This is a genomic window from Streptococcus sp. 2022WUSS037 (assembly GCF_044427225.1).
Classification (GTDB): domain Bacteria; phylum Bacillota; class Bacilli; order Lactobacillales; family Streptococcaceae; genus Streptococcus.
This window is the reverse complement of sequence record NZ_JAOTGJ010000023.1, coordinates 13,048-36,951: the sequence shown is the minus strand read 5'-3', so window position 1 is coordinate 36,951 and position 23,904 is coordinate 13,048. Positions and strand designations below refer to the sequence as shown.

The 23,904-nt window shown below is 42.9% G+C and carries 20 protein-coding genes; all 20 read right to left on the bottom strand.

Annotated elements, in window-relative coordinates:
* Nucleotides 1-560 precede the first annotated feature (560 nt).
* On the bottom strand, nucleotides 561-1,304 hold the full coding sequence (locus ODU55_RS08480) for an ABC transporter permease (RefSeq protein WP_398582541.1): 744 nt from the start codon (nucleotides 1,302-1,304) through the stop codon (nucleotides 561-563).
* Entirely contained in the window at nucleotides 1,297-2,121 is an 825-nt protein-coding gene (locus ODU55_RS08475) for an ABC transporter ATP-binding protein (protein WP_398582540.1), read from the bottom strand. The genes ODU55_RS08480 and ODU55_RS08475 overlap by 8 nt, the downstream gene beginning before the upstream one ends.
* A gap of 404 nt (nucleotides 2,122-2,525) precedes the next feature.
* Entirely contained in the window at nucleotides 2,526-3,818 is a 1,293-nt protein-coding gene (gene purB / locus ODU55_RS08470) for an adenylosuccinate lyase (RefSeq protein ID WP_024407795.1), read from the bottom strand.
* 153 nt (nucleotides 3,819-3,971) lie between these two features.
* A complete protein-coding gene (locus ODU55_RS08465) occupies nucleotides 3,972-6,515 on the bottom strand; it encodes a DEAD/DEAH box helicase family protein (protein ID WP_398582539.1) in 2,544 nt (847 codons plus the stop codon).
* Between the two features lie 33 nt (nucleotides 6,516-6,548).
* The gene (purK, locus tag ODU55_RS08460) at nucleotides 6,549-7,622 is read right to left on the bottom strand and encodes a 5-(carboxyamino)imidazole ribonucleotide synthase (RefSeq protein WP_398582538.1); all 1,074 of its coding nucleotides are present in this window, start codon (nucleotides 7,620-7,622) and stop codon (nucleotides 6,549-6,551) included.
* Nucleotides 7,609-8,097 carry a 5-(carboxyamino)imidazole ribonucleotide mutase gene (gene purE / locus ODU55_RS08455; RefSeq protein ID WP_398582537.1) on the bottom strand — a complete coding sequence of 163 codons (489 nt, stop codon included), beginning with the start codon at nucleotides 8,095-8,097 and terminating at the stop codon, nucleotides 7,609-7,611. Before purE ends, purK begins: the two co-directional genes overlap by 14 nt.
* A gap of 25 nt (nucleotides 8,098-8,122) precedes the next feature.
* Nucleotides 8,123-9,385, bottom strand: a complete 1,263-nt coding sequence (purD, locus tag ODU55_RS08450; protein ID WP_398582536.1) for a phosphoribosylamine--glycine ligase — start codon at nucleotides 9,383-9,385, stop codon at nucleotides 8,123-8,125.
* A 120-nt stretch (nucleotides 9,386-9,505) separates the two neighbouring features.
* Complete coding sequence (locus ODU55_RS08445) at nucleotides 9,506-10,411, bottom strand: type II restriction endonuclease (protein ID WP_105116515.1); 906 nt, start codon at nucleotides 10,409-10,411, stop codon at nucleotides 9,506-9,508.
* Nucleotides 10,411-11,337, bottom strand: coding sequence for a type II restriction endonuclease (locus ODU55_RS08440; RefSeq protein ID WP_398582535.1), 927 nt, complete (start codon nucleotides 11,335-11,337; stop codon nucleotides 10,411-10,413). Before ODU55_RS08440 ends, ODU55_RS08445 begins: the two co-directional genes overlap by 1 nt.
* Nucleotides 11,315-12,130, bottom strand: a complete 816-nt coding sequence (locus tag ODU55_RS08435; RefSeq protein ID WP_105116513.1) for a site-specific DNA-methyltransferase — start codon at nucleotides 12,128-12,130, stop codon at nucleotides 11,315-11,317. Before ODU55_RS08435 ends, ODU55_RS08440 begins: the two co-directional genes overlap by 23 nt.
* A complete protein-coding gene (locus tag ODU55_RS08430; RefSeq protein WP_398582534.1) occupies nucleotides 12,120-12,950 on the bottom strand; it encodes a DNA adenine methylase in 831 nt (276 codons plus the stop codon). The genes ODU55_RS08435 and ODU55_RS08430 overlap by 11 nt, the downstream gene beginning before the upstream one ends.
* A 65-nt stretch (nucleotides 12,951-13,015) precedes the next feature.
* On the bottom strand, nucleotides 13,016-14,563 hold the full coding sequence (gene purH, locus ODU55_RS08425; RefSeq protein WP_398582533.1) for a bifunctional phosphoribosylaminoimidazolecarboxamide formyltransferase/IMP cyclohydrolase: 1,548 nt from the start codon (nucleotides 14,561-14,563) through the stop codon (nucleotides 13,016-13,018).
* Between the two features lie 39 nt (nucleotides 14,564-14,602).
* Nucleotides 14,603-14,977, bottom strand: coding sequence for a hypothetical protein (locus tag ODU55_RS08420; protein ID WP_398582532.1), 375 nt, complete (start codon nucleotides 14,975-14,977; stop codon nucleotides 14,603-14,605).
* Nucleotides 14,967-15,527 carry a phosphoribosylglycinamide formyltransferase gene (gene purN, locus ODU55_RS08415; RefSeq protein WP_398582531.1) on the bottom strand — a complete coding sequence of 187 codons (561 nt, stop codon included), beginning with the start codon at nucleotides 15,525-15,527 and terminating at the stop codon, nucleotides 14,967-14,969. The genes ODU55_RS08420 and purN overlap by 11 nt, the downstream gene beginning before the upstream one ends.
* A complete protein-coding gene (gene purM, locus ODU55_RS08410) occupies nucleotides 15,524-16,546 on the bottom strand; it encodes a phosphoribosylformylglycinamidine cyclo-ligase (RefSeq protein ID WP_398582530.1) in 1,023 nt (340 codons plus the stop codon). Before purM ends, purN begins: the two co-directional genes overlap by 4 nt.
* A 55-nt stretch (nucleotides 16,547-16,601) precedes the next feature.
* Complete coding sequence (gene purF, locus ODU55_RS08405; RefSeq protein ID WP_398582529.1) at nucleotides 16,602-18,056, bottom strand: amidophosphoribosyltransferase; 1,455 nt, start codon at nucleotides 18,054-18,056, stop codon at nucleotides 16,602-16,604.
* 2 nt (nucleotides 18,057-18,058) lie between these two features.
* Nucleotides 18,059-21,778: a phosphoribosylformylglycinamidine synthase gene (locus ODU55_RS08400; protein ID WP_398582528.1), complete on the bottom strand. Its 3,720-nt coding sequence runs from the start codon at nucleotides 21,776-21,778 to the stop codon at nucleotides 18,059-18,061.
* 12 nt (nucleotides 21,779-21,790) lie between these two features.
* Nucleotides 21,791-22,498 carry a phosphoribosylaminoimidazolesuccinocarboxamide synthase gene (gene purC / locus ODU55_RS08395; protein ID WP_398582527.1) on the bottom strand — a complete coding sequence of 236 codons (708 nt, stop codon included), beginning with the start codon at nucleotides 22,496-22,498 and terminating at the stop codon, nucleotides 21,791-21,793.
* A 117-nt stretch (nucleotides 22,499-22,615) separates the two neighbouring features.
* On the bottom strand, nucleotides 22,616-22,864 hold the full coding sequence (locus tag ODU55_RS08390; protein WP_105119090.1) for a phosphopantetheine-binding protein: 249 nt from the start codon (nucleotides 22,862-22,864) through the stop codon (nucleotides 22,616-22,618).
* Nucleotides 22,857-23,864 carry a phosphate acyltransferase PlsX gene (gene plsX, locus ODU55_RS08385; protein WP_398582526.1) on the bottom strand — a complete coding sequence of 336 codons (1,008 nt, stop codon included), beginning with the start codon at nucleotides 23,862-23,864 and terminating at the stop codon, nucleotides 22,857-22,859. The genes ODU55_RS08390 and plsX overlap by 8 nt, the downstream gene beginning before the upstream one ends.
* Nucleotides 23,865-23,904 lie beyond the last annotated feature (40 nt).

Here is a 23,904-nt window from a genome sequence, read left to right as displayed (position 1 = left end):
TCCGTTAGCTGCCGTAAAAAATGATTTTTGGGAACAACAATATCATACAGGGGAGAATAGGAACTAAGATCTAACTGAATTTGATTATCAAGCATAGGAATCACCTCGACTCTAGTATAGCAAAAAAAGCCATCAAGTTGATGACTTTTTCAGTGGGTTCCTTCACTTTGCCGACTGTTTTCTGGAGATTATATGAAAAAGATATGCCAGCCGTTTGAGCTTTAGCTCTTACGGATGACGATACTGAAAATCATTCAGTAAAAATTTTGCTATTTCTAGCTTAAATAGAGTATAACTCTCAAAACTTAAGGGAAACTAAAAAATTCTCTGGAAAATCCAAAGAATTCTTCTTATTCAGTTATGGTCTCAAATAATGTGCCGCCACATATCCTACAACGAAACCTGCAACTGCAGCTACTAACATATAATTCTCCTCCTTCATAATATAATACTCTTTCTTCAATTTCCTATTAGTTTTGAATACAATAAACAATAATTCCTACACCGACACCGATAATGAATGCTGATACCATAAATTTCTCCTTTCTAATTTACTCATATTATAAAGAATATTGGATTTTTTCTTTTATTCCTGATAGGGAGTTCCTAAAATATTTCCGCCAATTTCCCAAGTAGAGAATCAAGGCCAAACTAATCAGGGCAATCCACCCCAATAGGTAATAGAATTCTTGATCCAAAAGTTTAAAATGGGGATTTTTGAAAAATTCAATATAAGCTCCTAGAAAACTATATTTCAAAATCTGCCCCACTGTCTCATTCATCAAAGACAGGCTTGGTCCCATAGATACTGCCATTGTGATAAGCATCGAGGTAACCTGTGACTTGGATTGAGATTGGGAAGTTGCCCCGATTAAAAGGTTGATTAAAATGGAAGCCAGTGATGTCAAAAGCATGATAACCGAATAGCTAAGAATATATCCTGATACATCAGCCTGTGTGATAGCTGGAAATAGAATGAGGTTGACAAAGCTAATGACAACAGGATAACACAAAATAGACAGCACATATTCACTCGGGCGAACACCTGTCAGTAACAAGGTAGACAGATTATTCTTTTCCTTTTCTTCAGAAATCATTGCTGATATAGGACTTCCTACTGACATACCAATAGCCATTGAAAAACAAATTCCCATTAAATCCATTGCCTTGGTATCATCTGTTTTCATCACAAACTTAAACAGTAGTAACATGAAATAGGGCATCAATACTGGCAATAGAATGTTCTTATTGGTCACCAAGACTTGTGTTCGAAGCCAAAGCAAGGCTAAAAATCGTTTATACATTTAAGGTTGCTCCTGTCTGTTGAATAAAAATATCTTCCAAAGTCGGCTCACAAGAGTGAATAGTTGTCGCCTGAGCTAACTTCTCAGGTGTTAATTCACTAAACAATAGCTCATGATCACTACCGTCCTCAAAAGTAACCCTCACTTTTTTAGTGACATTATACTTATGAATCAAATCCTGCGGACTTCCCTTTTCAACCAAATTTCCTTGATTCAATAGAACCAATTGATCACATAAGAATGTCGCTTCTGCCATATCATGCGTGGTCAAGAAGATCGTCGTCCCCTTACCTTTTAGCTCCAATAAGAGTTCATGAATCCGCTTTGAAGTTGTAGGATCTAGACCGCTTGTCGGCTCATCAAGAAACAATACTTTTGGTGAATTGATTAAGGCTCTTGCAAGCAACATTCGTTGCTTCATGCCTGTAGATAGTTTTTCTGCAATTGTCTTTTTACTATCCAGCAATCCTACTTTTTGTAGAATAACCTCTACTTCTTTCGAACTGACACCAAAGAATTTTGCATAGAACAACAAATTATTTTCCAAGGTCATCTTCTCGAAGAAACCACTTGAATCACTGACCAAGCCCATTGCTTCAAAGTCCTCTGGTAACAATAGGGTCGATTCTTTACCTAGTAGATAAGATTTTCCACTATCTGCTGGTAGCTGCCCGGTAATAATCTTAATCATGGTTGTCTTTCCCGAGCCAGAGGGACCCAAGAATCCAAAGATTTGTCCTTCTTGAATGTCAAAGCTAATGTTGTCTAAGGCAACCTTGTCTCCAAACTGTTTATGGATATGTTGAACTGTTATCATCTCTACTCCCCTAAATTAAAACAAACTTATTTTTTCCACCATGATAAAATCCATAAAACTGGTGCTATAATCATCCTTCTTCTCCTTTCATTTTTCCTACACTTGTTTATTCGTAAATCATTTGGAAAATGATTTATTTTTTCAAGTGTGTATCTCCTTGAGGGGTGTTTTCCCTCTCACTTACTTATTCGCAAGTCGTTGTCATTTTTTTGAAAAAATCTTACTTTTTTTGAATAAGTTGTGAGCTTGCTTCCCCCACACTTATCTATTCGTAAACTTTTGTAAAAATAATTTATTTTTACTCACGAATGATTGTCTAGCGGAAGAAGGTTGTTTTCCCCTTCACCTATTTATTCGCAAGTAAACAAAAAAATTCTCTGGAAAATCCAAAGAATTTTAATTTTTTATAAACCAAGTCGAGCAAAGATATCATCCACCCGCTTAGCATAGTAGTCTGGGTTGAAGAGTTCATCAATTTCTTCCTGGCTGAGTTTGGCTGTCACACGCTCATCCGCTTCGAGAAGGGGCTTGAAGTCCACTTGATTATCCCATGACTGCGCAGTTTTTGGTTGCACCAAATCATAGGCTTCCTCACGGGTCATACCTTTCTCAATCAAGCTGAGCATGACTCGCTGGCTGTAAATCAAGCCAAAAGTCGACTCCATATTGCGTTTCATATTTTCAGGGAAGACCGTCAAGTTCTTGACGATATTGCCAAAACGGTTGAGCATATAGTTGATGAGGATAGTCGTATCCGGCGTGATAATCCGCTCCGCTGACGAGTGGGAAATATCGCGTTCGTGCCAGAGGGCCACATTTTCAAAAGCCGTCACCAAGTGACCACGCACCACGCGAGCCAGACCGGTCATATTTTCAGAGCCGATAGGGTTGCGTTTATGGGGCATAGCAGAGCTGCCTTTTTGGCCCTTGGCGAAATACTCTTCGACTTCACGTTGTTCAGATTTTTGTAGCCCACGGATCTCTGTCGCCATACGCTCGATAGACGTTGCGATCAAGGCTAGGGCTGAGAAATATTCTGCGTGAAGGTCACGAGGAAGGACCTGAGTCGAAATTTCCTGCGGACGAATACCCAATTTGCCACAAACATACTCTTCCACAAATGGTGGAATGTTGGCAAAGTTTCCAACCGCACCTGAAATTTTACCAGCTTCAACACCCTTGGCCGCTACATCAAAACGCTCCATGTTGCGTTTCATTTCGCTGTACCAAGTTGCCAATTTAAGACCGAAGGTCGTTGGCTCCGCATGGACACCGTGGGTCCGGCCCATCATGATGGTGTATTTGTGCTCACGAGCCTTGTCGGCGATGATATTGGTAAAGTTTTCAAGGTCACGACGGATAATGTCGTTGGCCTGCTTGTAAAGGTAGCCGTAAGCCGTATCCACCACGTCGGTCGATGTCAGCCCGTAGTGAACCCACTTGCGTTCCTCACCAAGACTTTCCGAAACTGCACGGGTGAAAGCCACCACATCGTGACGGGTTTCCTCTTCAATCTCTAAAATGCGGTCGATGTCAAAGGTCGCCTTCTCACGAATCAAGGCTACATCTTCCTTGGGAATCTCACCCAACTCAGCCCAAGCCTCATCAGCGAGGATTTCCACCTCCAGCCAAGCCTTGTACTTGTTCTCTTCACTCCAAATAGCCGCCATCTCAGGGCGGGAATAACGATTGATCATTGTTTATGATACAGAGGACGACAAGAAAACGATTAAATTTTAGAAAACCAACGACGGACTCTTATATCCAAGGCGGTTTATCTAAATTTTAAGCTTTCCGTCCGTGTTCAAGGTCGAGAACACATTATCCTCCCCTTTCATTTATTTTACTACTTATTTTGTAACTATAATCTCTTCAGAATACAAACTTTCAAAGTCGTCAGTTTTTAGTTCATGAGTAACCAATAACTGATTTATTTTATCAATATGCATTTCTGAAAAATTGTATGCTGCCAATTCTTTTATAAAATTTAGTATATTCCTTTTTAAATAATTTAGCTTATGTTTCCTAATAACCTTAACTTCATGTGTGAAATGACCTTCATAAGATACCTTTTGTGTAGGAATGAATATAAATCTGTTTACTTTCGTCATACCTCCATAGACTCCCTCAAACCATCCACAGTGATTATTGAATTGTCCTACTTCAGTTTTTGTAATTGATTCCCTACTTTCCTTCACTTCTGATTTACATTCAAACATAAAGTATTCATTATTTCGAACACACCATAGATTATCGGGACCTTTTCTGATTTTTTTATCTGGTCGGTCAGTTACATAACCCAATAATTGTCCAATAAAATCCAATGCTGTTTCAAATTTATCTGCTCTTTGTCCAAAACTTAGATAATCCAGTTGAGTCTGTACTTCTTGCAGAAGTTTTTCGTGACGAGAATATTGCTTCAAAAAGTTAATAATTCGTTGATTCCTATTGCCATCAACATACTCTAGTTTTTCATAATCAATTACGTCAGACGGTATAAGAAGATTACAATTGAGTTTTTGAGCTTGTTTTTGTGTATTTGTTGACTGCATCTTATTATTGTTTAATTCAAACCTAGCCTTAGATTGAAGATACCAGCCTTTTTCTAATGGATCTGGGGCTCTATCCGCTAAATCTTGAATCTTTGATATAGCTAATGAGTAATTTCCCTTGTAAAACTCTCTCTCAGCTTCATATTCTAACTCTATCATCTCAAAATAGTTTTCTTCTTGCTCAAGAATTTCTATAGGGCGATTCATAGATTGAGTATAATACTCTTTCCAACTTTCATCCCTATCGATACATTGTTTCATGACAGAAATAATATGCTTTATAAACTCAGTATTGGAACTAAACTGTTCAACTCCACTTAATGACATAATTGAATCTCCAATTTCAATCTGTTTCTGAGTCTCTGGTGAAAAATATTTTTTTGTTTTTGAATTTGTAATAAAATTTACTAAATGATTCCCCAATAACAATATTACACTGAAATCTTTTTCACCACGAACACTTCGTCCTAAACCTTGTTCAATTTTTTGAGCACGTTTTTTTTGTATAAGATCTCCGCTTGGTCGGACTCTTTCTTCATAACTATCACTTAAATTTTGAAAGTAGGGTAGTGAATCCAATATTAAAAATCGGCACGCCGAATCTGGTAAATCTATACCATCATATTTATTACTGATTACAACCAAATTAACTCTATTTTTTGAGTAATTATTGTTCTTTAAATACTCCACTCTTTCAATTAAATCTTCCTGACTTATTAATTCAGCTCCATTTACTGTATAAAATTCTGACTTTTTATTTGAAGGAACTATAGCCACCGATCCAAAGGGATATTCCAATTTTGAAAAATGGCTTCTTAACTCTAGTGAAAAAGCCGGATCTGCATTTAACAATTCAGGAATAATGAGCATTTTTTCACCAGACCAAAGTAAAGTAGGATCCACAAGAGGATGTGATACCGTCTCTTTTCGGAATCCTAATCCTTGAATCAAAAAAGTATCATTTTGTGTAGTAGCTGACATTAAAATTTTATTTTTTGCATTCTGAAATGCTGGAAATTTCTCAATCGGAATATAGTATGGTGAAATTTCTATTGAATTGCCAGAAATAAATGCCTTACACTTAGGAATTATATCTTTCAAAATACTCCAAGAAAATTTTATCTCTTCTACATATTTATATTTAGATAGAATTCTTAGAACATCTGAACTTTTCTCCTCCCAACTCCAATATGGAATTTGCATTAGACTATCAAACTCACCCTCACAGAGATCAATAAAAGTTCCTTCTCCTTGTTGTTTCAAATTTGGTGTAAACAGGTCTAACAATTCCTCATAGGCTCCTTCTCCTTTATTCAAAGTAATACTAAAAGCATTGTTAACAATATCAATACACGCATGAGAATCATCTAATACGATAGTACCAATCTCAATATATCGTGCGTCCAAACCAAATACAGTCATACCATTAAAAAATTTTTGAGCTGTTGTTATTAAAATTGCTTTTCCATCTAGAAACTCTCTAGGAATGTCATTGAACTGGGTAAATTGACAAACCTCAATACCGAATCGTTCTGCTTCTAATTTTGTTTGATTAGCCAAATAATTATTAGGACAAATATACAAACAAGGTCCTTCTCCTGAGTTTAATTTTGACTTTAAAATCAACAGTCCAATTAGTGTTTTACCTGCTCCTGTTGGAAGTTTAATTATTAATTCTTTGTCATCTCTTCTTTCTTCATACCACTTTTTTAGTATAGTTAGTTGCACTGGTCTCAATGGACCAACAGATGCACTCCTATCTAGTGTATCATAGATATCAATTGGATTTTTCTGTAGTTCTTTGATTCCTTGTTTTAGCTGTTTTTTAAAATCTATTGCCATTTACAAACTCCTCTTTTATTCATATTCCTCAAATTAGTGGCTGAAACCCACCTCAACATCTTTCCCCAACACCGTCACATGTCCCATTTTGCGATTGTGCTTTGCTTCTAGTTTACCATAAAAGTGGGGATGGGCGGTAGGATTTTCTTGAAGAAAGGTTTGGACTGCTTCTATGTCTTGTCCGAGGACATTGATCATAACAGCTGGAGAAAGCAGGCGGATAGGGGGCAGGGGCTCCCCTAAAATGCCTCGGATATGGGTGTCAAACTGTGAAAAATCACAGGCTTCAATAGAATAATGTCCCGAATTATGAGGGCGAGGGGCGATTTCGTTAACCAGAATATCCTGCCCTGCCACAAACATCTCAACGCAGAGGGTGCCTGCCAAATGGAGCTTGTCTGCGATTTGTAGGGCCATGGTTTTGGCTTTTTCAGCTAGTTCATCTGAAATACGGGCCGGCACAATAGTTTTGTAAAGAATATTATTGCGGTGGATATTTTCCTGTACAGGAAAGACGGTGTAGTCGGAGCCATTGCCAGACACAAGGACGGAGATTTCTAGGTCAAAATTCACAAACTCTTCCAAGACACACTCGGCAGAGTTGGCTAACTGACTAGCCTCTACCAAGTCCGCCTCTTCTCGAATGACCTTCTGGCCATGTCCGTCATAGCCCCCAGTGGCTGTTTTCAAGACATAGTTTTTGCTGAGGTCCAGACCTTCTAGGTCTAGGCTAGATGTGACGACTTTGTAGGGGGCGACTTGCACGCCAGCTTTTTTTGCCAAAAAATCCTTCTCAAAGATGCGGTTTTGGGAAATGCGAAGGAGGTCTGTCCCCTGAGGGAGCTGGCCGTCCTTGATGACTGCGTCCAGTCCGTCGGCATCGACATTTTCAAACTCGTAGGTTAGGACATCGCAACGCTCCGCCAACTGTTTGAGGGCCGACACATCGTGATAGGGAGCGACGATGACCTCGCTGACCTTGGAGGCTGGGCAGTCCGCCGCGGGATCCAGCGTGATGACCTTGTGACCCATGTAAATAGCGGAAATAGCCATCATCTGCCCCAGCTGACCGCCACCGATAATTCCGATTGTCTTAGATGAGGTCATCTGTCATCGCCTCCGCAATTTTTTCCTGTTCCTTGGCAAAATCTGCCAGCTGAGTTGCAATGGTTTGGTCTTCAATGGAGAGAATGCGAAGAGCGGTCAGGGCTGCATTGGTCGCACCTGCTTCACCGATTGCCATGGTCGCAACAGGCACACCGCCCGGCATCTGCACGATAGAGTAGAGCGAATCCACACCGCTGAGGGCACGAGACTGGACAGGGACACCGATGACAGGCAGGGTGGTCTTGGCTGCTACCATACCTGGCAAATGAGCCGCACCGCCCGCTCCTGCGATAATAACCTTGATGCCACGGCCACGAGCTTCTTCGGCGTGATGGAACATGAGGTCTGGGGTGCGGTGGGCAGAGACTACTTTCTTTTCATAGGCTACGCCAAATTTATCCAGCACATCGGCTGCTTTTTTCATGGTTTTCCAGTCGGAACTAGAGCCCATGATGATGGAAATTGGAATATTCATACTTGTACTTCCTTTTCTTTATCCCTTATTTCACGGCCTTACTCCCAATATCTGTCCGATAAAAGAGACCTGTCGTATCTTGATTTTTTAACTCCGAGTAAATTTTTTCTTGGGCTTCTTGGACGGTATCTGCTGTGGTGACCAGCATATAAACTCGACCGCCGTTTGACAGCAGTGCTCTGCTATTTTCCGCAAAACGAGCCCCAGCATAGTAGGTCGTGAGGTCGCCCTCAGTCTTCGCTGGCAACTCTACGCCTTTCTCATAGTCCAGTGGGTAGCCATTTGAAGCCACGACTACGCCCAGTGTCACGCCACTATCCAGCCAAGTCAGCTGGGTCGGGCGTTTGTGGAGGATGTCGTCGATGTTCTGAGCAAAGTCAGAGGTCAGACGAGGCAGGATAATCTGGGTTTCTGGGTCGCCAAAACGGGCGTTGAACTCGATGACCTTGGGACCTTGGTCGGTCAGAATCAAGCCAGCATAGAGTACGCCCAGATACGACCGCCCTTCCGCAATCATGCCGTCCAGAATGGGCTTGACAATGGTGTCAACCGCTGTGTCCACCACGCTTTGAGGCAGGTGGGGAACAGGAGCGTAAGCCCCCATGCCGCCTGTGTTGGGACCTTGGTCGCCGTCAAAGGCACGCTTGTGGTCCTGAGCTGTCGGCAAGATGTAAAACTGGTCCCCATTGACCAGAGCAAAGAGGGAAAACTCCTCGCCCGCCAAGAACTCCTCGATGACCACGCGGGCACCTGAGTCACCGAACTTGTTGTCCAGAAGCATCTCCCGTGCCGCTTCGACCGCCTGCTCGACGGTTTCCGCCACGACCACGCCCTTGCCCAGTGCCAAGCCGTCCGCCTTGACCACGATGGGAGCCCCCTGCTCTTCGATGTAGGCTTTGGCTTCTTCGAAGTTGGAAAATGTGCCAAAGGCTGCTGTTGGAATGCCGTATTTGACCATGATTTGTTTGGCAAAGTCTTTTGACCACTCCAGCTCCGCGGCTAGACGACTCGGGCCAAAAGCTTTTAGTCCCGCCTGTTCAAAATCATCAACGATCCCTGCTGCCAAAGCATCGTCTGGACCAACAAACGTCCAAGCAATGTCATTTTCCTTAGCAAAGTTGATGAGAGCAGAATGTTCGGAAATACCGATATTCACTAATTCAATCCCATCTAAAGTCATTCCGTCATTTCCAGGAGCAACAAAGACTTGTTCTACCCGTTCAGACTCTAACAATTTCTTTGCAATAGCATGTTCACGACCACCAGACCCAACAACCAAAAGTTTCATTTTTCACACCTCAAAAACGGATTTTCTATAAACAGTATAGCAAAAACAGACGGTTTTTGATAGAAAGAACAGAAGAATGTTCGGGAATGGAAAAAGCTCACACGAGGTGAGCAAATTTGATTATCTAAACAAATCATATAAGTAACCTTGTTTTAGCATGTCGAGATTGAAAACATGGATTATATGACCAAATGCTTCTTCTAAAGGAAGATGAGCAGTCTTCCAACCCTGACCGTCTGTTACCCACACAAAATTAACATCATCTGTAGTTTTTGTGACGAATTGACTTAATTCTGTAAATTCTCCAGCTACAGCCTTTAACTTGCTACCGCCTCCACCGTAGTAATTCGTTTCAATTAACCATAATTTATGTTTATCTTTCGAAAATACAGCAACATCAAACCGGCGTTCCGACTTATCAACAGGGACCTCAATCCCCCAATTGTCCTTTATAAATGGAGCTGTTGCTTGTGACTTAAACTCCAATCCATATTCTTTACAGACACGTGCTACTGTTCGCTCTAAGATCCCCTCCATGGTAGTACCACTTCTGTTTTTACGTGCATTACTGTCAAGTCCCGCCTCTACTCCATAAACATAGTCCACTAAAGAGCGATTGGCTTTCTTTTGCAAGAAATCTAGTAACCCTGTTGCATCTACAAAGTTAGTATAATCTACAATCCTATCTTCATCAATAATTGCAAAATCTAAATTATCAAAACTCATATTATCATCGGCATCAATTGATAAAATATCCAGTGCTTTATCACGACTTGCAATCAAACTTGGAATAGCTTTTAATAAACTTGGTTGTTTATTAAAAAGCTCCAACGCTTCGTTATATATATCATCTTTACCAATTAGATAATTCAAAGTATTTAACTCTAACTCATATTTTTTTGTTTCTCGCTCAACCTTAGACCAATTGACATAGTAATCTGGCGTTCGATTAGTAACTGATAAAGTACTTAAAAATATTTTTAAGCGTTCTTCAGCAGATAAATTTATATAAGCTTGCAAATTCATTAGTCCATCTCCACTTCTAATAACTCTTTAATATTTTTATTCCGAATATCATGGAGATTGTACAATCTAGGTATTCTTTCAAATGCCTCCTCTAAATTAGATATAGACCTTTGCCAACCCCCACCATCTGTTATCCAAACAAAATGAACATTCGAAATTTCAGTAAGTTTTTCTGCTAAATTTTCATACGAACGAGTGGTTTCATTTGGTTTTGACCCTGATTTGGAGTAAAAGTTTACTTCAACTAAGTACAATTGATCATCTATTTGGATTACGAAATCGAATTTTTTATGATTTTTACCATTATTCGTTATAGAACTTAGATCAATATGAAATAGTGATTCAATTTCCCCAGTTCGTATTTGTTTATAGTAGTCCATTTTTTCTTCTAGTCCTGCATTCTGAAGCTCTCTTTCAACCAAATCCTCCATTATCTTACCCATCCTATTTTTGCGACCATTAGAATCTAATCCGACTTCTACACCGTAAACATAGTCTTGTAAGTTTTTAACTAGATGTGATTGCAATAGTTCAAAAACACCTGTATTCTCTAGTAAATCGGCATAATCCTCTATGGCATAGTTAGGAGAATAAAAATCAAAGTCATAGCTTTTTACAAAATCATCTCCATACTCGCGAATAGGTAAAGCAATTGGTTTACGATTCTTCCCTCGGCCTTGAGATTCCAAACGTACAGCCAAAAGAATTGGTATGACAGTTAACACATCTGGATACTTGTCACAAATTGCGATAAAATCTTCTCGAATTTTTTTACTTCCTACCAACGTATTCAAGATATTCAAATTAGTTCTCAAATACAGGTCATTCATATTATTAAAAACTTTAGTAAAGTCAACGTAGTAGCTCCAGTCAGCGACCGTATCTGTAAAAGTTTCAAACCAGCTATGAAAAGTTCTTCTTGCCATCTTCCTTATCCAATCTAGTTCTCGCTATTTTTAAATAATCTCGTTCGGCATCAATCCCAATAAATTTTCTTCCCAAACGTTTAGCAACAACTCCTGTTGTCCCACTTCCTACAAATGGGTCAAGTATGTAATCTCCCTCTCGAGTTGAAGCTAAAATAATTCGTTCTAAAAGATATTCTGGTTTCTGAGTCGGATGCTTACCTGCCCATTTTTCAGATTTTTTTGTTAGTCCTCCAACCCAAACATCTTTCATTTGTTTGCCATCATTGAGTTCTTTCATAAGTTCGTAATTATAAAAATGACGAGCTTTTTTATCATCTTTTCGAGCCCATAAAATAGTTTCCGTTGAATGAGTAAAGTAACGACAGGAAAGATTTGGTGCAGGATTTGTCTTCTGCCAAGTAATATTATTTAGTATTTTAAACCCTTCTTGTTCTAAGGCCATACCCACTGAATAAATATTGTGAAAACTTCCTGAAATCCAGATGGTCCCATTTGGTTTCAACACATTTTTTGCTAAGCGAATCCACTTTCTATTAAATTCATGTTTTTCTTCTAAAGAATTAACCTTATCCCAGTCCCCCTTATCTACAGAAACAACTTGACCTCCAGAATTAGAAATTCCCCCATTACTTAAAAAATAAGGTGGATCTGCAAAAATCATATCCATGCTCTCTGGCTTCATTTTATCCAAAAATTCAAATGTATCTGCGTGTACCAAAATAGCTTTATTCTTATGATAGTATGGTTTGTTCATTAAGACCCCTCCATACTTATATTCGTTATTCGCCATAATTTCTTACAATAATTTCTTGAATTCTTCCACGACTAGAATTACTTGCTCCATTCGTTCTCGATACATCAACTCGGGAAATATTAAAACCTGCATACAATTCCTCAACTACTGGGCTTGAAGAATTAGAAAGCATTACATTAACTCCCCTTCGGTCTAAATCTACAAAAGTATCCCTTAATCGACGCTGATCCTGATCAGAAAAACCTTCATGCGTATAAGAAGTAAAAGAACTAGTAGCCGTTAACGGAACATATGGAGGATCAAAATAAACAAAATCACCTGCAACAGCTTCTTCAACTGCCGTAGCAAAATCTCCATGCATGATTAAAATATTATTATCGTTTAGGTATCTGGATACACGCTGAATAAGTTCAGAATCTACTATCTTTGGATTTTTGTATCTACCGTAAGGAACATTGAACTGATTTTTAGAGTTCACTCGATATAAGCCATTAAAGTTTACTCGTAGCATGTACAGTATGCGTGCTGCTCGCTCCACATCGGACATAATTTCTATTCTACCATCTCTGTCAACCGAACGAACATTCAAGTAATATTCCTTGGAATTGTTCTCTTGATGAATGTGCAATAAATCAAGTAATGCTTCTGGATTATCCCTTATCTGTAAATAAGTATTTATCAATTCCTCATTAAAATCATTTATAACGGCATTTTCGGGAGCTAAATCAAAGAGCAGTGCCCCTCCTCCAACAAACGGTTCAAAATATCTATTGTATTCAAATGGTAGGTGTTCATGTAGCTGAGTTAGTAACTTCCGCTTCCCACCTGTCCATTTTGTAAAAGGTTTTAAAGTCATAGAACTATTATACCAAAAACCACCCCAACTTCTCCAGCTGGGGTGCTATACTTATTCCAAATTTCTCAATGCCTAAAATGTCTGACTCCCGTAAAGACCATGGTTAAACCATACTTGTTGGCCATGTCAATGGAGTCTTGGTCGCGGACAGAGCCACCTGGCTGAATGATTGCCTTGATGCCTGCCGCAGCGATTTCTTCCACGTTATCAGCAAATGGGAAGAAGGCATCCGACGCCAAAACGGCTCCTTCCAAACGGTCCTTGGCCTGCTCGATGGCGATACGGACGGAAGCCACACGGTTGGTTTGCCCCGGTCCCACTCCCAAGGTCATCTTGTCATTGGTGATAATGATGCCGTTGGACTTGACGTACTTGGAGGACTTCCAAGCGAACTCCATGGCCGCCCACTCTTGCTCGGACGGTTGACGCTCGGTCACCACCTGCCAGTCCGTTGGGCTTTCTACCACCACGTCCTGATCCTGCACCAAGAGCCCGCCGACAACGCCTGTGAATTCCTTCTCAACTTCGCTCGCATTCTGTGCGTCAAAGGCCAACTCCAAAATCCGAAGATTTTTCTTTTTATTGGTCAAAATAGCTAGCGCTTCTGCCGAGTAGCTCGGTGCGATGATGATTTCTAAGAAAATCGGGTGCATCTTTTCAGCCGTCGCAGCATCTACTTCTCTGTTCAGCACGACGATGCCTCCGAAAATCGATACTGGGTCAGCCTCATAAGCGTAATCCCAAGCCTGTTCAATCGTTTCTGCCTGTCCGATACCACAAGGATTCATATGTTTAAGAGCCACAACAGTTGGACGGTCCTTGAAATCACGGATAATCCGAATGGCCGCATCCGCATCACGAATGTTGTTGAAAGACAGCTCCTTACCATTTAACTGCTTAGCAGCTGCAATAGAATAGTCTGTTGGCAGGGCATTTTGGTAGAAATCCGCATTTTGCTGGGGATTTTCACCGTAACGCATCGGCTGATTGAGGTCATAAGTAATGGTGAGTTTTTCAGGCTTATCTTCGCCTACTTGCTTGGTAAAATAATCTGCTATTAGGGCATCATAAGCTGCGGTATGACGGAATACCTTTGCAGCCAGTCGCTGACGTGTTGCATAGCTCGTTCCCCCCTGCTCTGCTATTTCCCCTAAAACCATCGGATAATCTGCCGGATCCACTACAACGGTCACACTGGCGTGGTTCTTGGCTGCCGAACGAAGCATAGAGGGACCACCGATGTCAATATTCTCCACCGCCAAATCATAGGTCACATCTGGACGTAAAATAGTCTCTTTGAAGGGATAAAGGTTAACCACTACCAAGTCAATCAAGCCGATTTCATGGTCGCTGGCTGCTTGTAGGTGGCTGTCCAAATCCCGACGTGCTAACAAACCACCGTGTATTTTCGGATGAAGAGTCTTGACACGACCGTCCATCATCTCAGGAAAACCAGTCACATCGTCAATGGCGATGGTAGTTACACCAGCCTGATCCAAGGCAACCTTGGTACCACCGGTGGAGATAATTTCCCAACCAAACTTGGACAATTCTTGGGCAAACTCTACAATGCCTGCCTTGTCGGATACGCTAATTAACGCACGTTTTGTCATGATTTCTCCTTTTAAATAACGTTTTGAGGCAATTAAAAGTTAGTCTAACTCGTATAAGAGGTAATGGTCAAAAATTATAATTTCTTTGAGGTAATCTCGGTCTTGTTTAGAGAGTTCAAATTCTGGGAAAGTCGCAATCAAGCTGGACAAGTAAAAATAATTCGGATGCCTACGGTAAGAAAAGCCCTCTTGACCAAATTTCCCTTGACAGAAATCATAGGCAAGTTTTAGTTCTTGACTTGTAACACCGTCTAAGATTTTCTCTAACTCCACAAGCTTACTTTTATCAGTATTTTCTATCATAGCTTTCATTGTATTTGCTAAAACAAAAAGCCAGTCGTTAGTTTTATCCAGTAGGTTTGGTTTGTTAGATAACTTATTATTTAACTCTATATAGTGTTGGTCAACAGTCATTCTTCCTCCTAATCCCTAACTCCTCCAAGACCGCTGGATAGAGTTGGTATTCTGCTTCATGTATTCTGGCTTCAAAGGTTTCTAAAGTATCATCAGCCAGCCTTGGTACTCGGATTTGTTTGATAATTTGTCCTGTGTCAACGCCGCTATCAACCCAGTGGACTGTTACGCCACTTTCAGATACGCCTGCCTGCCAGGCATCTTCAATCCCATGGGCTCCTGGAAATTCAGGCAAGTAGGCGGGGTGGATATTGATGATCCGACCTTCATACTGAGCCAGCAGGGTTGGTCCCACAATCTTCATATAGCCTGCCAAGACCACCAAGTCAATCTGGTGCTGGTCTAATAGTTGGATAAGGGCTTCTTCGTAGGCCTGCTTATCCGCAAACTCTTTTAGTTCAAAAGCAAAGGTTGGTACACCTAGTTTTTCAGCCCGTTCCAAGACATAGGCATTTCTACGGTCTGAAAAGACAAAAGCTACTTCAAACTGCTCTGCGATGACTTGGAAATTGGATCCGTTGCCTGATGCAAACACTGCTATTCGTTTCATTTGATGATCACACTCTTGTCTTCCTTGGCGATGATGCGGCCGATAGTGTAAACTTCCTCGTCAACTAGTTGACAGACACTGTCAACCTTGTCTGGACTGACAGCCAACATCAAGCCGATTCCCATATTGAAGATTTCAAACATTTCTTCATGTTTGATGTGGCCGTATTTTTCAAGTGCCGTAAAGATTGGGAGAACTGGAATCTTATCTTCTTCAATCTCAGCTGCAAGATTATCAGCAAACATACGGGGAATATTTTCGATGAAACCACCGCCTGTGATATGGGCAATACCGTTAACCAGCCCTGCTTTTACCAGAGGCAATACCTGCTGGACATAGATACGTGTCGGCTCTAATAGAACATCCTTCAGAGCTCTGCCATTGAGCTCTGGCAACAGAGCATCGCCAGAAACATCCGCAAAAACACGACGGACCAGGGAATAGCCATTGGAGTGGATGCCGCTGGACGCTAGGCCGAGGAGAATGTCGCCCTCCTGGACCTTGCTGCCGTCGATAATCTGGGACTTCTCCGCAATGCCGACGGCAAAGCCAGCTAGGTCATAGTCGTCCTTACCGTACATACCAGGCATTTCAGCCGTTTCGCCGCCAATCAGGCCGCAACCAGCTTGGACACAGCCTTCTGCAACACCAGCCATCACCTGCTCCAGCTTGGCTGGTTCATTTTTTCCTGTCGCGATGTAGTCGAGGAAGTAAAGTGGCTCCGCACCTGCTGCGATGATGTCGTTGACACACATAGCCACGCAATCCTGACCAATGGTGTCGTGCTTGTCGTACTGAATCGCCAACATGAGCTTGGTGCCGACGCCGTCTGTCCCTGATACCAAGACTGGTTCTTTGACATCCAGTTTAGTCAGGTCAAACATACCGCCAAAACCACCAAGAGCCCCCATAACGCCGAGGCGTTCTGTCCGAGCCACATGCTTCTTGATGCGTTCAACAACTTCATATCCAGCTTCGACGTCAACACCCGACTGGGCATAGGCATTTTTATTTGTCATTTTGATTCCTTTCAACAGTTTACAGGTCTGTCAAGTAACATTGACACCTCTGTCTTTACTTGACATTTTCAATGTAGAAACTCGTTTTCTCTTCTAGGCTACGGAGGTATTCTTCCTCATAGTCATAGAGAGGCGTTGGAAATTCTCCATCAAAGTAGGCTACACAAAGCCCGCCTTTTGGCGCATCGGTTTCGATGCCGATGGCTTCAATCATCCCTTCAAGAGAAAGGTAGGTCAGACTGTCTGCCCCGATAATCTCACAAACTTCATCAACTGTGTGGTTGGCTGAAATCAGTTCACGACGGGTCTGAATATCAATGCCATAGAAACACGGGTACTTGAGTTCTGGGCTACCGATAGCCACATGGACTTCTTTTGCCCCTGCATCACGAAGAAGCTGGACAATGCGGCGGCTAGTTGTGCCGCGAACAATGGAGTCGTCAATCATGACCACGCGCTTGCCTTTGACAACACTTGAAACGGCTGACAACTTCATGCGCACACCCTGCTCCCGCAATTCCTGGGTCGGTTGAATAAAGGTCCGCTGGGTATATTGGTTTTTAATCAGCCCCATTTCATTTGGCAAGCCAGACTCTTCTGCAAATCCCATAGCCGCAGATAGGGAGGAATTTGGCACACCAACAACAATGTCTGCTTCCTGTTGAAATTCCTGGGCTAAACGACGTCCCATATTTTTACGAGCCGTGTGGACATTGACCCCATGAATTACCGAATCTGGGCGAGCAAAATAGACATACTCCATAGAGCAAACAGCCAGTTGCGTATCTCTTGTATAGCTATCATATTGAATTCCTGAATCATCAATGACAACAATTTCACCAGGCTCCACATCTCGCACCCAGTCAGCACCCACTACTTCAAAAGCACAAGTTTCACTAGCAACAACCCAGGCACCATTTTTCATTTTGCCTATTGAAAGTGGTCGGAAGCCATTTGGATCCAGAGCTGCGACCAGCTTGTCTTCCAGCATAATCAGGTAGGCAAAGCCACCTTTAACAGTATTGAGGGCTTCCTTGATTTTGCCCATAAAGTCTGGATTGTGACTGCGACGAATCAAGTGCATGAGAATTTCCGTATCGGAAGAAGAAGAGAAAATGGAACCATTTTTTTCCAATTCAGCCTTCAAACTAACCGCATTGGTCAAATTCCCATTGTGTGCCAAGCCCACCTGCATATCTGCAAAATCAAAGAGGAAGGGCTGAATATTATTGATAGAAGCAGAGCCAGAAGTTGCATAGCGGACATGACCAATGGCAGCCCTTCCAGTCAAGGCTTCTAAATCTGCTGGATTTTTGAAGACTTCTGCAATCAGGCCCGTTCCGCGATGGCGACGTAAATGCCCACCATCATTGGCTAAAATCCCTGCCCCTTCTTGTCCACGGTGCTGCAAACTATGGAGCCCAAAATAAGTAACCTGAGCAGCTTGTGGGTGTCCCCAAATACCGAAAACACCGCATTCTTCATTGAGTGATTTAACTTCGTATGTCATATTTATTTTCCTGTAAAATAGCGAACCGCTGAAACAAAGAGCCCTTGGTCTTTCTTACCTGGAATGTTTTGGAAAAGACCGTCCTCGTACCGCTCCGAATGCCCCATTTTCCCGATAATCTGACCGTTGCGGCTGGTAATACCCTCAATGGCATGGCTGGATCCATTTGGATTGTACTTAGAATCCATGCTTGGCTGACCAGTAAAGTCAACGTACTGGCTGAAAATTTGACCATTATCCCGCAAGATAGCAAACTCCTCGTCCGTCACCACAAACTTCCCTTCCCCGTGGGAAACTGGAATAGCGTGAATATCACCGACCTGAACACCGCCCAACCATGGTGAGTTAACATTGGCAATCCGTGTTTCCACCATCTTAGCAACGTGCTGGTTGGCATCGTTGTAGAAGAGAGTCGGACTGCTTTCACCTGCCTCCTCAAAGTTTCCATACGGCAACAAACCCGATTTGACAAGGGCCTGGAAGCCATTACAGATACCGATGATGAGGCCACCTTTTTCGATAAATTGGTCAATAGCAGAGCGGACCTTGGCGTTTCGTAAGATGGTCACGATAAACTTGGCAGACCCGTCTGGCTCATCCGCAGCTGAGAATCCCCCTGCGAAGAAAAGAATATTGGCCTTGGTGATATTGTCAACCATAGTATCAACCGAGTTTTCAATGCTCTCTGCATCCAAGGTTACAAACGGAACAAGATTGACCTTTGCACCAGCCTGTTCAAAGGCCTTGGCAGAATCATATTCTGAGTTGGTCCCTGGGAAGACTGGGATGTAAACCACAGGCACCTCAACAGCTTCTTTTGCTTTTATAACCGCTGAACTTTTGATTGCCGGAACATCCTGCAATTCTGTCGCCTGTTCAAATTCCGTTGGGTAAACTTCTTCTAACTTACCTTCAAAGGCTACCTGCAAGTCCTGCCCTGCTAGGTTGACACCGTTGACAAGCAGTGTAAAGTCAGCGGTGGTTTGTCCAATTTTCACAGCATCTGGAATGTCTTCTTGCGATGTGAAGACAAATCCGCCAAGTTGACCTGTCAAGCTGGTTTCAAGGTCTGCAAGCTCGACTCTTGCTCCGATTTGATTTCCAAAGGACATGAGGGCTAGACTTTCTAGAACACCACCATACTTGACTGCACTAGCAGCCGTAATCGCGTAATCGCTCTGCCATTTTTCAAAAGCCTCAAAATTAGACTTGATCATGGCAAAATCAATGTCCTCCGATAAAATCTGACCTGGTAAGTAGTAAATGTGCTCGCCAGCCGTCTTGAACTCAGGCGAGAGGACCTTGCAACTGTCAGCCGTGGTCACGCCAAAGGCAACCAGGGTTGGCGGAACTGTCAATTCCTCAAAGGTACCAGACATGGAGTCCTTGCCACCGATAGACGGCAGGCCAAGCTGGATCTGAGCCTCGATAGAGCCTAGAAGTGCTGCTACTGGCTGACCAAAACGCTCTGCCTGCTTGTCCATGCGTTGGAAGTATTCTTGATAGGAGAAGCGAGCCTTGGACCAGTTAGCACCTGTTGCCACCAAGCGAGTAGCCGCTTCAATGACCGCATAGGCTGCAGCATGATAAGGAGACCATTCTGCCAAATAAGGATGATAGCCCTGAGCCATGACAGAAGCCGTTGTGGTCACACCGTGTCGGACAGGCAACTTTTGTACCGAACTTTCTGTCGGAGTCAACTGGTGACGACCTCCGAGTGGGTGGTTGACAGTTGAACGACCAACAGATGAGTCGAAAATCGTCTGCAAACCTTTTTGACTAGCATGGTTGAGATCTGAAAGAAGGTCTTTCAAGTCCTCTTGTAGTGTTTTGGCAGATGTTGTACGTGTTTCTGGTAAGTTGACAGCACTGTCAACTACCTTGGCATCAACGACTACACGGACGCCGTTGGTATCTAGGAAGTAACGTTCCAAATCAACAATGGTTTGTCCATTCCAAGTCATGACTAGGTTTGGTTTTTCCGTCACTTTGGCAACGACAACCGCATGGATATTTTCCTGACGGCAGGCTGCGATGAAGGCGTCTACGTCTTCCGGACGGACAACCACGCTCATCCGCTCTTGTGATTCCGAAATAGCAATTTCTGTCCCATTCAAACCTGCATATTTGAGTGGCACCTTGTCCAAATCGATTTCAAGACCATCTGCCAGCTCACCAATGGCAACGCAGACACCTCCTGCACCAAAGTCATTGGATTTTTTAATCAAGCGAGTCACGACGCCATTGCGGAACAAACGCTGAATTTTGCGTTCTTCAATGGCATTTCCTTTTTGAACTTCTGCACCTGCTGTTTCGACAGACTCGACGGTCTGTACCTTGGACGAGCCTGTTGCCCCACCGATACCATCGCGACCTGTTTTGCCTCCTAACAAGATGACCACATCGCCTGCGACTGGTTTTTCACGGACCACATTTTCCTTTGGAGCTGCACCGACTACGGCACCCAACTCCATGCGTTTAGCGACAAATCCTGGGTGAAAGTATTCACGTACATAGGTGGTCGCAAGACCGATTTGGTTACCGTATGAAGAATAACCATGTGCCGCTGTTTTAGAAATGATTTGCTGTGGCAATTTCCCTGAGCGAGTAGCTGTCAGAGGTTGGGTAATATCGCCTGCACCTGAAATCCGCATGGCCTGATAGACATAGGAACGACCTGACAAAGGATCACGAATAGCTCCACCGATACAGGTTGCGGCTCCACCAAAAGGCTCGATTTCTGTTGGGTGATTGTGGGTTTCATTCTTGAACATGAGGAGCCATGGCTCTTTTACGCCATCCACATCCACTTCAATCTCCACCGAGCAGGCATTGATTTCGTCCGACACTTCCATGTCATTCAGACGACCATTTGCCCGCTCATAACGACCAAAAATGGTCGCCATATCCATAAGCGTCTGTGGTTTGTCTGTCCGACCTAATTCTGTTCGCATAGCCAGGTACTTGTCATAGGTCGCCTGCAATTGCTTTTGGAATTTTGAAGCTGAAAAATCGATAGATCTGAGTTCCGTTTCAAAAGTCGTATGGCGGCAATGATCACTCCAATAGGTATCCAAGACCTTGAGCTCTGTTTCAGTTGGTACTCGACCGATTGACTTGAAATAGTCCTGAATGAAGAGCAGGTCTTCCACTTCCATAGCCAAGCCAGCTTCTCGCTTGTAAGCCGAAAAATCGTCTGCCCCATAGCTATCAAAAAAGTCCAAAGTCGGAATAGTCGTATCTGACACCGAAAACTCCTGAGCCACCAAAGGAGCATCCAAATCCTTGAAACGCGAATCAACAGGATTGAGCAAGTAATTCTTGATAGCAGCTAACTCTTCTTCCCGCACATCGCCATTCAAGATATAGAGCTGACCTGTATTGACACGCACTTCCTGACGACTACCCAATAAGAGAAGGGCCTCCTGACTGCTGGCAGCCCGCTGATCAAACTGCCCAGGAAGAGCCTCAATCGCAAAATAAGCAGCCTCCTCCAAGTCAAGTTCAGCTTCCGACAAGACCTTGTCCGTCACCTGCTCGGTAAAGATATGCTTGATCGCCTGCTCCAGCAAGTCCTCCTCAAGATTGAAAACATCGTAAACCTGCACCAAACGCAAACTTGACAGACTTGTCAACTGTAAATTATGGGTCAACTCCTTACGAAGAACCTCCGCCTTAATCTGAAAATCCGCTTTCTTCTCAACAAAAATCCGCTTCGCCATTTTTTCCAATCCTTACTTCACTTCTTGTAACTTTGCCAATACGACCTCGTAAACCTCGGTCAACTCCCCGAGACCCCGACGGAAAACATCCTTGTCCAGATGATTGCCATCCGCATCCCACAACCGACAATTATCAGGCGAAAACTCATCCGCCAATAAAATCTGACCAGAAGAGTCGACCCCAAATTCTAGCTTGAAGTCCACCAAAGTCAGCCCAATCTGCGCAAACAAGTCCTTCAAGAATCCATTAATTCGTCTTGTTTCTTCCTTGATATAGGAGATTTGATCCTGACTAGCCAGTTCTAAAAAAGCAATGTGTTCATCGTTGATAAAAGGATCGTCCAACTCATCTTTTTTATAGTAAAATTCCACGATTGGAGTAGATAAAGTAATCCCTTCCTCCACACCGAAGCGTTTTGAGAAAGACCCAGCTGTCACATTTCGCAAAACAACCTCAAGAGGAATAATCTCCACCTTCTTATTCAACTGTTCCGTATCCGACAAACGCTTGATAAAATGCGTCTGGACACCAGCTTCATTCAATTTTTCAAAAATCAAAGATGAAATCAGATTGTTGAGCCGGCCCTTGCCCACAATCTGTTCTTTCTTACCACCATTAAAAGCCGTCGCCTGATCCTTATAAACCGCAACAATCTGGTCACTGTCAGCCGTTGCGTAGATATCTTTAGCTTTTCCTGAATAGAGAAGGTCTGTTTTCATGAGAATGTTCGCCTTTCATAAAATATTCTAGTCTTTTCGTTTATTTTATCATACAATATTCGCGTTAACAAACAAAAATCTAAAATACTATCGAATAAAAAGAAAAACGCCCGTAATCTACGAACGTTCTTTTAATTGACTCCAAATAAAATCCACAATATCTGCTAATGTTTCAAAGCGTTCAATGGCCGCATCCGGTACATCTACTCCGAACTCATCCTCTAAGGTCAGGACAAATTCCATGATTTCCACCGAATCTGCTGCAATATTATCAGCCAAAGTCGACTCAGGTTGAACGTGGAAGTCTTCCCCCTTCTCATCCTGAATCAATTCAACAACTCGCTGATAGACCTGCTCTCTAGTCATGACTTTCCTCCACTACTGAAAATTTGGCAACTGATTTCTCCACAATGCCAGCCTCCAAAATCGAACGCGTCTGTTTGATGGTATAGAAAATTGACTGGGCATCGCTAGACCCATGCGCCTTGATGACAGGTGCCTTCAGACCAAGCAAGACAGCACCGCCAGCAGTTTTATAGTCCATAGCCCCCAAGGCCTTTTTCAAGGTTGGCTTAACCAAGAGACCACCCAATTTAGCACGCAGACCACCATTCTTGATTGAGCCAGTCAACTGACCGACAATAGATTTTGCAGTCCCTTCAACTGTTTTCAGCACAGCGTTTCCCGTGAAACCATCTGTCACGACCACATCCGCCACGCTGTTAAGCAACTCACGCGCCTCCACGTTGCCAATAAAGTTGATTGACTTGTCTTCCGCCAAGAGTTTATAGGCTTCTTGGTGAACTGGCGTGCCCTTGGTATCTTCCGTACCGTTGTTCAAAAGTCCCACACGAGGTTGTTTGACACCACGCACGTGCTCCGCGTAAAATGAGCCAAGAATACCATACTGATAGAGGTGATGAGCTGTATTTTCAGCGTTTGCACCCAGGTCCATCATGTCAAATCCCTGACCATCCATCGTCGGCAAGGTAGACATAAGACCAGGACGGTCGATGTGCTTGATACGACCGACGACAAAGACACCTGCCGCCAAAAGAGCCCCCGTATTTCCAGCTGACAAGACCGCATCTGCCAGACCATCCTTGACAGCCTTGGTCGCTAGGACCATAGAAGCATCTTTCTTACGACGAATAGCCTTGACCGGCTCATCATCGGAGTTAATTTTCTCCGTCGTATGGACGATGCTGACACGCTCTGTCGCTGTCAAATACTGCTTGATTTTGGCCTCATCACCATAAAGTTGAATGTCAATGTCTGGAAAGGCAGCCAAGGCTTGATTGACACCTTCTACCACTGCCTGAGGGGCATGGTCCCCACCCATAGCATCTACTGCAATACGTTTCATCTATCTAGTTCCTTCACTTTAGTCTTAGAGATATTATAGC